General features: G+C 49.5%; 14 protein-coding genes. All 14 read left to right on the top strand.

Translation table 11 applies throughout. The features are described from left to right. Positions 1–851 precede the first annotated feature (851 nt). Positions 852–1,985 carry a tRNA guanosine(34) transglycosylase Tgt gene (gene tgt / locus U6B65_03740; GenBank protein WRS28253.1) on the top strand — a complete coding sequence of 378 codons (1,134 nt, stop codon included), beginning with the start codon at positions 852–854 and terminating at the stop codon, positions 1,983–1,985. Positions 1,986–2,133: 148 nt separating this feature from the next. After that, entirely contained in the window at positions 2,134–2,502 is a 369-nt protein-coding gene (gene yajC, locus U6B65_03735; GenBank protein WRS28252.1) for a preprotein translocase subunit YajC, read from the top strand. 118 nt (positions 2,503–2,620) lie between these two features. Further along, positions 2,621–3,034: a TIGR04086 family membrane protein gene (locus tag U6B65_03730; GenBank protein ID WRS28251.1), complete on the top strand. Its 414-nt coding sequence runs from the start codon at positions 2,621–2,623 to the stop codon at positions 3,032–3,034. A gap of 135 nt (positions 3,035–3,169) precedes the next feature. Next, complete coding sequence (scfA, locus tag U6B65_03725; GenBank protein ID WRS28250.1) at positions 3,170–3,307, top strand: six-cysteine ranthipeptide SCIFF; 138 nt, start codon at positions 3,170–3,172, stop codon at positions 3,305–3,307. Positions 3,308–3,419: 112 nt separating this feature from the next. Beyond that, positions 3,420–4,781 (top strand): thioether cross-link-forming SCIFF peptide maturase, encoded by a 1,362-nt coding sequence (gene scfB, locus U6B65_03720; GenBank protein ID WRS28249.1) that lies wholly within the window; start codon positions 3,420–3,422, stop codon positions 4,779–4,781. A gap of 59 nt (positions 4,782–4,840) precedes the next feature. Continuing rightward, positions 4,841–5,656, top strand: coding sequence for a pyrroline-5-carboxylate reductase (gene proC, locus U6B65_03715; protein ID WRS28248.1), 816 nt, complete (start codon positions 4,841–4,843; stop codon positions 5,654–5,656). 234 nt (positions 5,657–5,890) lie between these two features. Next, positions 5,891–6,538: a stage II sporulation protein M gene (locus U6B65_03710; GenBank protein WRS28247.1), complete on the top strand. Its 648-nt coding sequence runs from the start codon at positions 5,891–5,893 to the stop codon at positions 6,536–6,538. A gap of 407 nt (positions 6,539–6,945) precedes the next feature. Further along, a complete protein-coding gene (gene recJ / locus U6B65_03705) occupies positions 6,946–8,988 on the top strand; it encodes a single-stranded-DNA-specific exonuclease RecJ (GenBank protein WRS28246.1) in 2,043 nt (680 codons plus the stop codon). 14 nt (positions 8,989–9,002) lie between these two features. After that, the gene (locus U6B65_03700; GenBank protein ID WRS28245.1) at positions 9,003–11,186 is read left to right on the top strand and encodes a bifunctional (p)ppGpp synthetase/guanosine-3',5'-bis(diphosphate) 3'-pyrophosphohydrolase; all 2,184 of its coding nucleotides are present in this window, start codon (positions 9,003–9,005) and stop codon (positions 11,184–11,186) included. Beyond that, positions 11,187–11,663, top strand: coding sequence for a D-aminoacyl-tRNA deacylase (gene dtd, locus U6B65_03695; GenBank protein WRS28244.1), 477 nt, complete (start codon positions 11,187–11,189; stop codon positions 11,661–11,663). 2 nt (positions 11,664–11,665) lie between these two features. After that, the gene (locus U6B65_03690) at positions 11,666–12,298 is read left to right on the top strand and encodes an MBL fold metallo-hydrolase (protein WRS28243.1); all 633 of its coding nucleotides are present in this window, start codon (positions 11,666–11,668) and stop codon (positions 12,296–12,298) included. Positions 12,299–12,415: 117 nt separating this feature from the next. Further along, a complete protein-coding gene (gene hemZ / locus U6B65_03685) occupies positions 12,416–13,885 on the top strand; it encodes a coproporphyrinogen dehydrogenase HemZ (protein ID WRS28242.1) in 1,470 nt (489 codons plus the stop codon). Further along, on the top strand, positions 13,869–14,816 hold the full coding sequence (locus tag U6B65_03680; GenBank protein ID WRS28241.1) for a nucleoside kinase: 948 nt from the start codon (positions 13,869–13,871) through the stop codon (positions 14,814–14,816). Before hemZ ends, U6B65_03680 begins: the two co-directional genes overlap by 17 nt. Before the next feature lie 157 nt (positions 14,817–14,973). Next, positions 14,974–15,384: a zinc ribbon domain-containing protein gene (locus U6B65_03675; protein ID WRS28240.1), complete on the top strand. Its 411-nt coding sequence runs from the start codon at positions 14,974–14,976 to the stop codon at positions 15,382–15,384. Positions 15,385–15,541: the final 157 nt, after the last annotated feature.

The raw sequence follows: 15,541 nt of genomic DNA, 5'->3' as shown, positions 1-15,541 counted from the left end.
AAAAACAGCTGCGGCCGCTTTCCAGCACACCCTTGTTTGGGATGCACCCCGGTGCCAATATACCGGGTAAATTCGTTATGCATAGTCATTTTGCGAGAGCATTTTCCAGTGGGTTTTCCTACATGTTGAATACAGAATGACTGCTTAACACACAAATGACTATAAACGGCACTCTCCCGCCTGTTTCGGTGGGAACTGCAGCTTTACCGCAGCCTCAAGACAGTTTTGGCACTGTTTTGAGGTGAAATTAGGCTCATGTTGGTCAAGGCGGACCGAGGCTATCGGACAGCATACTACGATTTTTTTTTACTGTTCCATTATACCATTAATTTGACGAAAAAAGAAGAAAAATGGAACTTTTTTATGCATAGCCTTTCCACTTAAAGGGAATTTTCAGGAATAGGCTATGTATAATATTCCAAAGACTGCTTCTATCGTGGAATTTGTGCCAAACAGTCATAACTGTCTGACACAACACCCCCATAGAGCTGTAATGCGGTGCCGATGCATCCGCATGAATGCGTTCTTCATAGTTATTTGAAACATTTTTTGTGTAAATGACTGTATAATATGGGCTTCTACGTCAATGAACCGTAATAGAGAGCGCTCTGTAGTGCAAGCCCACAGTTGATTCAATTGTGACAGGGTTGTATTGGCCGAATAAGAGCAGACAATACGCTAAAAACAAAAAGTATAGTACAGAATATGTCAAAGGATTTTTCTCGGACTTGAAACCAGATTGGAACATGTGGTATAGTCATAGAGGTTTGAAGCTGCGAAGCATATATGTCGCTGCTTTTGTTTATATATGAGTATTTTACTATAATTTGTTGTAATAGAAGGAGCCTTCCATGTACCGTTTAATTAATCAGGAACAATCTGCCCGAAGGGGAGAGATTCATACTCCTCACGGCGTTATTCAGACACCGGTTTTTATGAATGTTGGCACCTCCGCTGCTATTAAGGGAGGCGTATCTTCACCTGATCTGAACACAGAGCTTCGCTGCCAGGTGGAGCTTTGCAATACCTATCATCTTCATATACGCCCGGGCGATGAACTGATTCGCCGCTTGGGTGGCCTGCACACCTTTATGAACTGGCATGGCCCGATTTTAACCGATTCCGGCGGATTTCAGGTCTTTTCTTTGGCCAAGCTGCGTACCATTAAAGAACAGGGTGTCACCTTTAATTCCCATGTGGACGGCAAACGCATTTTTATGGGGCCGGAAGAAAGCATGCGGATTCAATCCAATTTGGGCTCCACCATTGCCATGGCTTTTGATGAGTGCATTGAGAACCCGGCGGCTTATGACTATACGGTTCAATCCATTGCTAGAACCACCCGCTGGCTCCGCCGCTGCAAAACAGAAATGGATCGCCTGAATCAGCTTCCCGAAACGCTCAATAAAGAGCAAATGCTTTTCGGCATCAATCAGGGTTCCACCTATAAGGATTTGCGTATCCAGCACATGCAGGATATAGCGGAACTGGATCTGGATGGTTACGCCATTGGCGGCTTGGCGGTTGGTGAAACCGCTGAGGAAATGTATGCAACCATTGACGCTGTAGAGCCTTATATGCCTGCCAATAAGCCCCGTTATCTAATGGGGGTGGGAACTCCGGTAAATATCATTGAGGCGGTATGGCGGGGAGTGGATATGTTTGACTGTGTGATGCCCAGCCGCAACGCACGCCATGGGACGATGTTTACTTGGCAGGGAATCCGTATTCTTGGTAATGCCCAATATCAGGAGGATAGCGAGCCCATTGATCCTGAGTGTGATTGCCCGACCTGCCGGAATCACTCCAGAGCTTATATTCGCCACTTGTTTAAGGCAGGCGAAATTCTGGGAGGGCGGCTGGCTGTTATCCATAATCTCTATTTTTACAATACCCTTATGGAAAGAATCAGAGAAGCCATTGAAGAGAATCGGTTTGAAGCTTTTCGGGAAAAATGGGTGCCAATTCTGGGCAAACGGATTTAAGTCTTCACTTTTCCGCCAAATTGCTTGCAATATAGCGGGTATTTATATATAATACAATAAGAATTCCGCTTAAGCAGAGGGGTTTTTGCACACAATAATATGGAACGGGCCGCTGACAATCGGCCCATCCAAAAAAGAAGGAGTCGTTATGCTAAATACTATTTTGGCTGCAGGAGCTACCGGTGAGGCCGGTACAATGGGAATGATCACCCAGTTAATCGGTATTGGTGCCATTTTTGCTGTGTTTTATTTCATCATGATCCGTCCCCAGAAAAAGCGCGAGAAGGAAATCCAGGAGATGCGTTCCCGGCTGGATGTAGGCGATGAAATCATCACCTCCGGCGGTATTATTGGCCGTGTAGTCAGCATTAAAGAGGATACCATTTTAATTGAAACCGGCTCCGACCGCAGCAAGATCCGTATTGCCCGCTGGGCGATTCAGGCCAACAACACGGCTATGGAAGCCAGAGAAAAAGAGAAGAAAGAAAAGAAAGAGAAAAAGGAAGCTAAGGAATAAACCTGCATCCGAGAACTCTTTTGTCTGCTTGAATTTGTATCAGATGCAGCAGGCATGTATATTTGGTACAGCCCCCGAATATAGATGAACTATTACTTTAACCTGAGGGGGAGACTGTATGTCGAATACAAGGACCGTTACTTCCGAGCCGGGGCCCCTGAGACGCAGCCTGCGGCCTTTACTGGTCAGTCTGTGTGTGGGAATCGCTGTTTGTGTGGGATTGCTGCTTCTGTTTTCGGTGGTGATTGCAACACAAAGCATACCCCAATCCATTATCAGTCCTATGGCGGTTTTTTCGGTTTCGGTGGGCAGCTTTGCCGCCGGTTTTATCTGCGCTAAGATCAAAAAAGAAAGCGGGCTTTTATGGGGCGCGATTGTTGGGGGAATACTTTGCTTTGTTGTGCTGTTTTCCAGCTTTGCAGTCAGTGACAACGGATTTGGTCTGCTGGCTGTCACCAAAGTGATCTTCATTCTCTTTTCAGCCATGCTTGGCGGTGTTTTAGGGGTCAATTACCGTCCGCGCAGAAAATAATTGAAAAGAACCCCTTTTTGTGCTATAATATTTAAGAATATTGCTGCTCATAACTCTCGATAAAGGGCTGCTGCCTGCTATCGGATATTTATTAGCATGCTTTACCTATTTTAATGCAAAGCGGGGGAATAAACGATGAAACACATTAAAACCTTGAATAAGGCTAATCTCAAGCAGTCTGCTGCCAAAGGCGGTTGCGGCGAGTGCCAGGCTTCCTGCCAGTCTGCCTGCAAAACTTCCTGCACTGTGGCAAACCAGAAGTGCGAGAAATAATTTTGTGCTTCGGGCACAGATAATCATTTCTGTATAGTTTGAAACACGTTAGGGCAGGCAACTGCCCTTTTCGTTTTGTATTTTGTAAGTTTAAGTTAAGGTGGTAAAATCCATGATTCACCAGTATTGCCTGGATGGGCATTATATTGTTCTGGATGTGAACAGCGGCGCTATTCACACAGTGGACAAGTTGGTCTATGATCTTCTGGAAAAGCTGGTTCCTCCTTTGGGGCCCAGCTGCCCGCTGGAGGTGCTACAGGCTTTGGAGGGGAAATATCCCCCGGAGGAGCTTGCAGAGGCCTATGAAGACATTTTTGCCCTGTATGAAGCAGGTCAGCTTTTTTCTGTGGATGATTATGGCCCCTACGCGGACCGCATGGTGGCTTCGCCAATCAAGGCCATGTGCCTGAATGTTTCGCACGACTGCAACCTGCGGTGCGAATATTGCTTTGCAGGCAAAGGCGATTACAGCGGCGGGCGCATGCTTATGCCGGTGGAGATTGGGAAAAAAGCAGTGGACCTGCTCATTGAAAAATCCCAAGGGCGCCGCAATCTTGAGTTGGATTTCTTCGGTGGCGAACCACTGATGAATTTCCAGATGGTCAAGGAAGTGGTCGCTTACGCCCGGGAACAGGAAAAAATCCACGGCAAGAACTTTCGCTTTACCATTACAACCAATGGTATGCTTCTGGATGAAAGCAAGATGGATTTTATCAATGCAGAAATGTCCAATGTGGTGCTTTCCATTGATGGGCGCAAAGAGGTTAATGACCGTGTCAGGGCTCGCGTGAACGGCTCCGGCTGCTACGATGCCATTATGCCGAAGTTCCAGCGCTTGGTGGAAAAAAGAGACCATGACCGCTACTATGTGCGGGGCACCTTCACCAAGTATAATCTGGATTTTTCCAAGGATGTGGAAAGCCTTCATGCGGCAGGCTTTGATCAAATTTCGGTGGAGCCGGTGGCTGCAAATCCTGCATTGCCTTATGCCATTACCCGTGAGGATTTGCCGCGTATATTCGAGGAATACGAGATATTGGCCCGTAAGATATTGGCTTCCAAAGAAGAGGGTAAGGGCTATAACTTCTTCCATTTCATGCTGGATTTGGATCAAGGGCCTTGCGCCATTAAGCGTCTGCGGGGCTGCGGCTGCGGCAACGAATACATAGCCGTGACACCGGATGGGGATATTTATCCTTGCCATCAGTTTATCGGCCATGATCAGTGGAAAATGGGCAGCCTTTTGGATGGTACGCTGGATTTGGATATGAAAGAGCGTTTTTCCAAAACCTCAGTCTATCAAAAGCAGGATTGCCAGCAATGCTGGGCTAAATTTTATTGCAGTGGCGGGTGTAACGCCAACAATATGCAGTATGAAGGCGATATTCTCAAAAGCTATGACATTGCCTGCCAAATGGAGAAAAAGAGGCTGGAATGTGCTATTATGATTAAGGCCGCCTTGGCGGAGGCTTAAAAAATGGAATATAAATGGCTATTGACTTTATAACAGCTTGGAAAGAGGGGTATTAAAGGATGAAACAGGCAAAAATCGGTTTTATTGGTGCAGGGAATATGGCGGGAGCCATCATCGGGGGCATTACAGGCAGCGGCATCATGGAGTGTTCTCAGGTCGGCGTTTTCGATACCAATGCTTCTGTAATGGAAAGCTACCAAAGCCGTGGCTTTGTAGTCTTTGACAGCGTGGAAGAGCTGGTAACTGGCTGCCAGACCGTGTTTCTTTCTGTAAAGCCCCAGATCTTTACACAAGTTTTGCCTCAGGTTAAGGCCGCCATGACTCCCGATAAGCTGCTTATTTCCATTGCGGCGGGCATGACTGCCAAGTATATCAAAACAGCAATAGGCTTTGACTGCAAGCTGATTCTGGCCATGCCCAACACCCCTATGCTGGTGGGCTTTGGGGCATCCATTCTCAGCCACCAGCCTCCGGTAACGGATGAAGAATTCGATTTTGCCGTTCAGCTTTTTGCATCCGCCGGTGTGGCGGAGGTTATTCCTCCCGATAAAATGAACGAGATCATACCGGTTTCGGGCAGCAGTCCGGCCTTTGTTTATGAGTTTGCCCGGGTAATTGTCAAGAAGGCCGAGGAAAAGGGTTTTGACCCTCAGCAAGCCAATCGACTGTTTTGCCATACCCTCATTGGAGCCGCACAGATGATGCTGCAGTCGGATAAATCCCATGAGGAGCTGATCCGCATGGTGTGTTCTCCCGGCGGCACCACGCTCAAGGCCATGGAAGCTCTGGAGCGCTGTGGTTTCGAGCAGGCCATCAGCACAGCTTTTGATGATTGCATTCAGCGGGCCTATGAGCTGCAGGAGTTGGGCAAATAACAGCTTGCCTTCATTTTTTCCCTTCTGTTAGAATATGCATAAAACTTTTATAGTGCAGCAGGGTTCTTTCGGGAGCCCAGCCCTCAAAGCCATCCGATTATGGCCTTGGGGGCTTTTTTGCAGCAATAAAGCGGCCGGGGAGAGAAAATTCGGCTGTCATGTCTATCAGCGGATTTCTTCACATATATATAGCAGTAGTCTATCCAATTCTGCACCAAGTGGAGGATGAAGAAAATGACAAGGACAACCATGTCTCTGAGTGCCCGCCGCCGATATTACACCCATTCACTCTATGAATATGCCCGCAAAAATCTGGTAGTACTGCTGCTGGGAGGGCTTTTTCTTCTGGGGGTAGTGTTTGGTACCATTTTGGTAAAATCCGCTGAGAGTGAGACTTTACAGCTTCTGTTCCGCCTTTTCTCCGGCTTTCGGGAAAAGCGGCAGTCAGCCAATTTATCACAACTCTTTGTTTCATCTCTAAGCAGCTCACTGCTTTTTATTGTTGTACTCTTTGTCTGTGGCTTCTGTGCCATTTCACACCCAGTAATTGTGGCACTGCCTTTGTTCAAGGGCTTGGGCTTAGGCTTTTCTACCGGTGCCTTGTATGCCTACTATGGTTCTCGTGCCATCGGATATGTTTCGGTGCTGGTATTTCCCAGCACTGTAGTTTCTACAGTTGCGCTTTTGCTGGGCTGCCGGGAGGCTTTGCGGCTGGCCACCTTTTTTGCCGGGGCGGTGGGGCGGCAGGGGAATAAGGAAGCAAGCTACTCCCTAAGGCTTTATTGCGGGCGCTTTATGGTTGCAGCGGCGCTGTGTCTGGGAGCCGCTTTGATAGAGGCCGGGCTGTATTTTGCCTTTGCCAATACCCTTGCGCTTGGATGATACGGCTTTAACCCTCAAATTTTTCTCAGGTACTGTTCTTGTATGTGCCGGTGCCAAAGGGGAAAATGTTTGTTTGCATCTTCAAGCCCGCTTTTTAGGCCTGTGAGACCGCTGTGTCTTGCAGGCCTTCCTGCCATTGAGAGAAGGAAGGGAAGCAGGTAAATATTTGTATTTTCTAGAGAATTGTGCTACAATATACGTTGGATTTGTTTATATACTTATTTGATATAGTCAATAAACTTGAAAACGAAACCATCGTTTTTAAAAGCAAAGACGCAGTTTGGCCTCTTAGTAGGCCATTCTCTCGTTTTGAAAACAGGCGTGTTTGCTTCCAATTTTGGATACTATAGCAAAATACTTTCAGACCCATTTATTATATAGTTTGATACTGCCTTGGAGGAAAAACTGTGGGAATCAGGGAATGGATAATGCGGCCAACGGTCTCTGAGGCCGATTTGCGCCTACTGCAAGAGGAAACACAGCTTCCCGAGCTGGTCTGCCGGTTACTGGCTGCCCGGGGCTGCACCTCAAAGCAGGCGCTTTCCGCTCTTTTGCAGGAGACCACTGCATTGGAATCCCCTTTTGCATTGGCTGATATGGAGGCCGGTGTTGCCAGAGTGGCACGGGCTCTGGAAAATGGGGAACGCATCGCTGTTTACGGCGATTATGACTGTGACGGCATTACGGCCACAGCCCTGATGGTCAGCTATCTGCAAAACGAAGGGGCGGATGTAATCTACTATCTGCCTAACCGTGAAAAAGAAGGCTATGGGCTCAATAGGCCCGCTCTGGATATTCTGGCGCAGCAGGGTGTGGAACTGATCATCACAGTGGATAACGGCATCTCCGCTTTGGAAGAAATCGAATACGCCGCCACTCTCGGTATGGAGGTAGTGGTCACCGACCATCACCAGCCTCGCAGCCAGCTCCCCCAGGCAGTGGCCGTTATCAATCCCCACCGAAAGGATTGCCCCAGCCGCTACAAGGATTTGGCCGGTGTGGGCGTGGCTTTTAAGCTGATCTGCGGGCTGGAAGGGGATGAAAGCGGCGAGCTGATGGAATACTACGCCGATTTGGTGGCCCTTGGCACCATTGCCGATGTGGTTCCCCTGACAGGGGATAACCGTATTTTGGTGCGCCATGGCCTGCGGCAGCTTGCTGATCCCCATCATCCGGGGATTATTGCTCTGCTGGAGGTCAGCGGTCTTTCAGGCCGGGCCTTGGCCAGCGAATCGGTAGCCTTTGGCTTAATTCCCCGCCTGAATGCAACCGGGCGCATGGGTGTTGCGGATGACGGTGTTGAGCTGCTTCTCACTGAAAGTGAAAACGCTGCTATGGATATTGCCGGGGAAATAAACGAACAGAACCTTTGCCGAAAGGAAACCGAGGAGCAGATACTCAAAGGGATTTTTGAGTTGCTTCAAAAGGAGCCTCACCGGCTGCGTTCCCGCATTCTTAGCGTATGGGGCGAGGGCTGGCACCATGGTGTGGTGGGAATTGTGGCCTCCCGCCTGATGGAGCGGTATGGCAAGCCGGTCATGGTTTTTTCACTGGATGCTGAAACAGCCCGGGGCTCCTGCCGGAGTTTGCCGGGATTTTCCATCATCGAGGCCATTAGCGCCTGTTCAGGGCTTCTGTCTAAATTCGGCGGGCACAATCAAGCGGCCGGGCTGAGCCTTCCTCGAGAGCATTTGGAGGCTTTTACCAAAGAGATTGAGGAATATGCCGCCCGCAGCTGCCCTGTGATGCCGGTGCGGCAGCTGCTGATTGACGCCGCAATTGAACCATCACTTCTGCAAGTGGAGGCTGTGGAGCGGCTCAGCCTGTTGGAACCCTTTGGTTCCGGGAATGAGCAGCCTGTTTTCCTGCTGCGGGGCGCTGTGCTGGAGGGCGTTTACTCGCTGGCGGAAGGGCGACACATACGCCTCAAGCTTTTGCTGGAAGGCCAAAGCCTGTTTGCCGTTTATTTTGGTATGACCCCGGAGCGCTTTCCCTTTGTCATCGGGGATAAACTGGATGCGGCAGCGAATATTAATACAGACGTTTGGAATGGAACCACCCGCCTGAGCATCCGCATTAAGGATGTTCACCCCAGTGGATTGGATCAGCAGGCTCTGCTGGCAGGCAAGGGCATTTATGAAAGCTTCCTGCGTAGGGAAATCACCACACGGGAAGAGCGCATCCGACTGATTCCCAGCCGAGAGGATTTGGCGGCGGTTTACCGCTATATGCGCAAGATAGGTAAAATTACCAGTGGTGTATGGGGCCTCTATTATGCCCTGTATCCCCAACTTGAATATTGTTCTTTGTGCCTTTGTGTGGATATTTTAAGTCAGGCGGGCTTGCTCCGTTTGGAGGCAGCAGGCTCCTCTGTGACTATAACGGCGGAAAAAACTTCGGAAAAAGCCGATCTAGATCAGACCCCTACTTTAAAAATGCTGAAAGCATGAGAAGGTGATCACCCGTGAATGACTATAATGACCTGCTTCAAATTATAAAGCTTAACGATGCCCAATATGATCTTTCCATGATAGAAAGAGCCTACCAGACTGCCTTTGAGGCACACGGAAAACAGCTTAGAAAATCGGGGGAGCCCTATATTATCCATCCTTTGGCTGTGGCCATTATTCTGGTGGATTTGGGAATGGATACCGATTCCATCGTAGCCGCTCTTTTGCATGATGTGGTGGAGGATACAGATTATCCTTTGGAGGAAATCCAAAAGAAGTTTGGCAAGGATGTCGCCCTTTTGGTGGATGGCGTCACCAAGCTGGGGCGGATTTTCTTTTCTTCCCGGGAGGAGCAGCAGGCGGAAAACATCCGCAAAATGCTGCTGGCTATGGCGGAGGATGTCCGGGTTATCATTATTAAATTGGCCGATCGGCTTCACAATATGCGCACTCTCAGCTTTCTCCCGGAGCAGAAGCAGCGGGATAAGGCTCTTGAAACCATGGAGGTTTATGCCCCCATTGCGCACCGCTTGGGTATCCGTGCAGTCAAGGAGGAGCTGGAGGAGCTTTCTCTGCGTTATCTGGACCCTGTAGCCTGCAAGGATATTGAATTTTTGCTGGATTCCGAGAAAAACGAGCGGGAAATTTTTATCCAGAACATCAAGGCCAAGATTAGCCAGCGTCTGGATACCGATATAGGGGATTATTTCATTGAGGGACGGGTCAAGAGCATTTACGGCATTTACCGCAAGATGTATGTGCAAGGGCGCGTTTTCGCTGAAATTTATGATATCTATGCCCTGCGTATTATTGTAAACACTGTAAATGAATGCTATAACGTGCTGGGCATTATCCACGATATGTTCACACCCATTGCAAACCGGTTCAAGGACTATATTTCCACCCCCAAACAGAACCGGTACCAATCCCTGCATACCACAGTGATCGATAAAACGGCGATCCCCTTTGAGGTTCAGATCCGCACTTGGGATATGCACCACACCGCTGAATACGGCATCGCCGCCCACTGGAAATACAAGGAGGGCATCAAGGGCACCGATTCGCTGGAGGAGCGTATTTCGTGGGTTCGCCAGTTGCTGGAATCCCAGAACGATACGGTGGATGTGCAGGAGATCATGGGTTCCATTAAATCAGACCTTTCCACCGACGAGGTATTTGTGTTCACCCCCAAAGGCGAGGTGATCAGCCTGCCTGTGGGCTCTACAGTCATCGATTTTGCCTATGCTATCCACTCGGAGGTGGGCAACCGCATGATCGGGGCCAAGGTGGATGGCCGCATGGTTTCGCTGGATACCCTTGTCCAGACCGGTATGATTATCAACATCATCACCACCAACGCCAAGGGTCATGGCCCCAGCCGTGACTGGCTGAATATTGTTAAAACCAATGGTGCCCGAAACCGCATTCGCAGCTGGTTCAAGCGGGAACGCAAGGAAGAGAATATTCTTCAAGGCAAAACCGAGGTCGACAAGGAATTTAAACGCAACAGCATTTTGCTTTCCTCCGAAGAAAAAGAACGGTTCCTGAATAAGATATCCAAGAACCAGCATTTGAATTCCGCCGAGGAATTCTTTGCGGCTATTGGATACGGCGGTATTTCCCTTTCTAAAATTATGCCCCGCATCAAGGAGATGTACCAGCAAAACTATAAGGTCTCCCATGAGGAGGAGCTGAAACGTCAGCTGGAAAAAACCGCCTCCCAGCGCCCCAGAAAAGCGGCCAGCGGCGTGATTGTGGAAGGTCTGGACAGTGTTCTGGTCAAGTTCGCAAAATGCTGCAACCCCTTGCCCGGCGATTATATTGTGGGCTATATCACCCGGGGCTTTGGTGTTTCGGTGCACAAAAAAGACTGTATCAACGTTGCCTCTGCCATTGATGACCCCAACCAGCGGGAAAGATGGATTGGGTGTGAATGGGCGGAGGATTCCGATAGGGAAACCTTTAAATCCACCATCGATATTTATGGCAAAGAGCGCCCCGGCCTGCTGGTGGATGTGAGCATGGCTCTCAACAATCTGCGCATACCCGTTTATTCCCTGATAGCCAAGGAACAGCCGGGCAATCAGACCGGCATCCAGATTACAGTGGGCATCCATGGTTTGGATCAGCTTCAGCACATCATGGGCAACCTTTCCAAGATCAGCGGTGTCAACCGAGTGGAAAGGACGGTGCAGTAAATGCGCCTGATTCTTCAGCGGGTAAAAAAGGCCAGTGTAGAGGTTGCGGGTGCAGGAATACGAAGCATTGGCCCGGGTTTGATGATTCTCATTGGTATCACCCATGAGGATACTCTGGCCGAGGCCGCCTATATGGCGGATAAGGCCATGGGACTTCGCATTTTTGATGATGATGCAGGTCATCTCAATCGCTCCTTGCTGGATACAGGGGGAGAATGCCTGATTGTCTCAAACTTTACTCTTTATGCCAACTGCCGAAAGGGCCGCCGCCCTTCCTTTGTGGAAGCGGCCCGCCCCGAAACAGCGATCCCTTTGTATGAAGCCTTTGTTGAGGCGGTTAAACAGGCGGGGGTATCGGTGCAGACCGGTGAATTCGGCGGTGACATGCAGGTGGAAATTCACAACGACGGCCCGGTGACCGTTTTGCTGGATTCTCAGGAAATCATGCCCGGCCGCCGCGGCCAAAAGGAGGAATAAACATGAAGCTTTTGACTATCCCGGTGGGAATGCTTGGCACCAACTGCTACATTCTCGCTTCTGAAGAGAAAAACTGTGTGACCATTGATCCCGGTGCACAACCGGAAAGGTTGGCAGGGGAGATCACCAAAAACGGGTGGAACCTTCGGCACATTCTGCTGACTCATGGGCATCACGATCATATTGGCGGGGTGAAAAAGCTGATGGAGGCTTTTCCGGAGGCTGACCTTTACATTGGCGAAGGGGATGCCGAAATGCTGGCAGATTCCAGCAAAAGTCTGGCCGCCTTCCGCTACGATGACGATGGAGATTTCCTGCTGAAAAACGTAAAAACCCTTAAGGAAGGCGATACTATCGCCTTAGATGAATTAACCTTTCAGGTTCTGGAAACGCCCGGCCATACAAAGGGCGGGGTATGTTATCTCTGTGCGGATCAAATTTTTGCCGGAGATACTCTTTTTGCCGGGGATGTGGGCCGCACCGATCTTTACGGCGGCGATTACCAGCAGCTCAAGGCTTCCTTGGCGAAGCTGGCGGCGCTCAAAGGGAACTACAAGGTTTATCCCGGTCATGGTGATTCCACTACGCTGGAAGAAGAACGCCGCAATAACCCTTATGTAAACGGCAGGTTATAGCAGTAAGGGCGTTATGCTCTGCGCTGTCATTTAAAACAGTGATTAAAAATCATGGATTTTTAATCACTGTTTGACATAAGTCTATATTCTAATTTATTCCCACAGGGAGGAAGCCTTTTGGATCAACAGACAATATACCCCACCTCCTTGGTGGTGACCCCCGAAGCCCTGCGCTATGAAATCGAAAATCTGGCCCGGATGTTTGCGCCGGTGGGCATCCGCATTTCGCAGGAGCCGGAGCAAAACGAGATATTTGCAGCCTTGGAGCCTACAGAACAGGGCTGCCGCCTTGCTGTCCGGGTTGCTCTAGGCGCACAACACAAAGAACTGGAGCAGCTTTTGCCGAAACAGCCCGAGCCTCAGCAAAGGGATTTTTTGGCGGGGCGTATGCTTTATAGGCTGCTTTCTGAGATGACGGGCCTTACACTTCCGTGGGGCATTCTTACCGGGGTTCGCCCGGTGAAGCTGTGCCACCAGCTAGCGGCACAGGGGGTTCCTGATCAAGAAATTGCCCGGGAAATGACCGAGCGGTATTTGGTTTCCCCCGAAAAGGCATCTCTGGCTGCCGCTGTTCGGCAGGCGGAGGAGCCGGTTATCCGAGAGGGTGGAGCTAAAACCTTCAGCCTTTATATCAGCATCCCCTTTTGCCCATCCCGGTGCAGCTACTGTTCCTTTGTTTCTCACGATATTGAAAAAACCTTTAAGTTGGTGCCCGATTACGTGCGCCTTCTTTGCCAGGAAATTGCTTATACCGGTCAGGTGGCCAAAAGTCTGGGGCTTACCCTCCAAACGGTTTATATGGGCGGGGGAACCCCCACCAGCCTCAGCGCCGCTCAATTAAGAGAAATCATGGAGGCAGTGGAGCAAAGCTTTGATTTTTCTGGCCTGCTGGAATATACAGTAGAGGCTGGCCGCCCGGATACCATTACCCGGGAAAAGCTGGAGACCATTCGTGATATGGGGGTAAAGCGCATCAGCATCAATCCCCAAACCATGAATGACAGCGTTCTGGAGGCCATCGGGCGGCGGCACACCGCTGATCAGGTGGAGCAAAGCCTTGCGCTTGCCCGTCAGGTGGGCTTTGCCTGCGTGAATATGGATACCATTGCCGGCCTTCCCACCGATACACAGGAGGGCTTCCGCCATACTATGGATCGGATTATCCGGCTTCGCCCGGAGAATGTCACAGTGCATACCTTGACTGTTAAGCGTTCCTCGGCTCTGCGTGAGGAGGAACACTCTCAAATTGCTAGGCCCGGGGCTATGGTGGATTATGCCCGGAAAGCTCTTTCTTCTGCGGGTTATCTGCCTTATTATCTTTACCGCCAGAAGGCGACTATCGAAAGCTTGGAAAACACCGGCTACTGCCTGCCCGGCCACGAGGGGCGCTACAACATCTGCATTATGAACGAAACCCAAACCATTCTGGCAGTGGGGGCCGGGGCTTCCACAAAGCTGTATTTCCCGGAAACAGGCGAGCTGGAACGTGTTTTTAACTATAAGTTCCCGTATGAATATATTGGGCGCTTTGAAGAAATACTAGCACGCAAGGAAAGGGTGATGGAACTATATGCGAGACATACATGAGCTGAAATATTCTCGCTTGGATATCGATACCGTTAACCGTATGGCCGCCAAGGATCAAGAAACCTTTGTGCGGTCTTCGGAGGAATATTACAACGCACAGGTTTTTAAGGCGGCAACCTTGATCAAGGAGGGGCTTGACCGACTGAATTTTGTGCTTCTCTGCGGGCCTTCGGCCTCGGGCAAAACCACTACAGCCCATAAGCTTAAACATCGCCTCATTGCCCAAGGGGTAGGGGCTAGAGTAATTTCCATGGATAATTTTTTTCTGGGAATTGAGCAATACCCCAAACTGCCGGATGGCTCCCCGGATATGGAATCCATTCATGCGTTGGATTTATCTTTGCTGAATGATTGCTTTGATCAGCTTTTTGAGAAGGGAAAAACTTATTTCCCTACCTATGATTTTACCACCGGCTCCAGAAGCTCTATGGATCATCTGATTGAAACAGGCCCCGGTGATGTGCTGATTATGGAGGGCATTCACGCTCTCAACCCTATGGTGCTGAGCCATATTCCCCGGGAAAGCATTTTTCGCCTGTATGTCAGCGTGCGCACCAAGTTTGTCTGCGGCGAGCAGGATGTTCTTAAACCGAAGGATATCCGTCTGATACGGCGTATTGTACGGGATCATAAATTTCGCAATTATCCCCCTGAATCTACTCTGCGCCAGTGGTACAATGTAGTGGAAGGGGAAAAGGCCAACATTGATCCCTTCCGGGATGATGTGGATTTGAAAATGGATAACACCATTGATTATGAGGTCAGTGTTTGGTATGATTTGCTCTCCGGCCTTTTGGAAACACTGGGGGATGGGGCTTATCAAAAATACCCTGAGTTGGAACGGATATTTGGAGCCTTGACCATGTTTGAAAAGGTGGATTATCATTTGATCCCCCAAAACAGCCTTTTGCGGGAATTTATTGGTGAATAGCCTGATTCTTTATTAAAAAAGACGAAAAAGCTCTTGAAAGGGCTGTCGTTTCAGTCTATACTGGTATATAATCAGAATCGGTCTTTTTAGGGCTGGTTAACGGGGCAATCCCGCCGGTTTTGCACTTGCCGGCAAAAAACGGGAAAGGAAGAACCATATGAGCAAGCTGGAAGAATTTATGGATGATGTTCTCTTCGGGGCCAAATGGGCAGCCGATGTTGCCGGAAAGAAAACCACCGAGGTTGTAGAGGTCAGCAAGCTGAAATATCAGGCCAAGCAGATCACTTGGGATATTGAGCGTGCCTATGCCAAGCTGGGTGCCATTGTTTACGAAGCGCAAAAAAGCAAGGAAGATTTTGGTGAGCTGGTGGATGTGGCTGTTGCCGAGGTTGATAAGCTGCGCAAGAGGCTGGCCGAAGTGGAAAAGAAAATCCTTGATTTTAAAAATATCTGCCGCTGTGAAAATTGCGGAAAATACAACGAGGAAAGTGCTTTTTACTGCGCCCGCTGCGGCACACAGCTCAAAGAGGAGCCGGAGGTTGGCGAGGACGGGGAAATGCCTTTCTAAGACATTATTCCACACTGCTTGAATTTCACAGGTTTAAAAAGGCGGGGAATCTCCCCGCCTTTTTGCGGTTTTCGCCGGATTCTTCCATTGCTTTTTCCCTGATTTGGGTTGGAGCGGGCATATCCTTCCGGTCCCCCGGCATATTTATTCAGTATAC

The sequence above is a fragment of the Oscillospiraceae bacterium MB08-C2-2 genome (assembly GCA_035621215.1).
GTDB lineage: Bacteria > Bacillota > Clostridia > Oscillospirales > Ruminococcaceae > WRAV01.
This window is presented reverse-complemented; position numbering and strand designations above follow the sequence as displayed.

Coding starts and splice junctions, on each gene's coding strand:
- scfB (WRS28249.1), top strand. CDS start 3,420: ATGATTCACCAGTATTGCCTGGATGGGCATTATATTGTTCTGGATGTG.
- tgt (WRS28253.1), top strand. CDS start 852: ATGTACCGTTTAATTAATCAGGAACAATCTGCCCGAAGGGGAGAGATT.
- U6B65_03710 (WRS28247.1), top strand. CDS start 5,891: ATGACAAGGACAACCATGTCTCTGAGTGCCCGCCGCCGATATTACACC.
- dtd (WRS28244.1), top strand. CDS start 11,187: ATGCGCCTGATTCTTCAGCGGGTAAAAAAGGCCAGTGTAGAGGTTGCG.
- proC (WRS28248.1), top strand. CDS start 4,841: ATGAAACAGGCAAAAATCGGTTTTATTGGTGCAGGGAATATGGCGGGA.
- U6B65_03680 (WRS28241.1), top strand. CDS start 13,869: ATGCGAGACATACATGAGCTGAAATATTCTCGCTTGGATATCGATACC.
- U6B65_03690 (WRS28243.1), top strand. CDS start 11,666: ATGAAGCTTTTGACTATCCCGGTGGGAATGCTTGGCACCAACTGCTAC.
- U6B65_03730 (WRS28251.1), top strand. CDS start 2,621: ATGTCGAATACAAGGACCGTTACTTCCGAGCCGGGGCCCCTGAGACGC.
- scfA (WRS28250.1), top strand. CDS start 3,170: ATGAAACACATTAAAACCTTGAATAAGGCTAATCTCAAGCAGTCTGCT.
- yajC (WRS28252.1), top strand. CDS start 2,134: ATGCTAAATACTATTTTGGCTGCAGGAGCTACCGGTGAGGCCGGTACA.
- U6B65_03675 (WRS28240.1), top strand. CDS start 14,974: ATGAGCAAGCTGGAAGAATTTATGGATGATGTTCTCTTCGGGGCCAAA.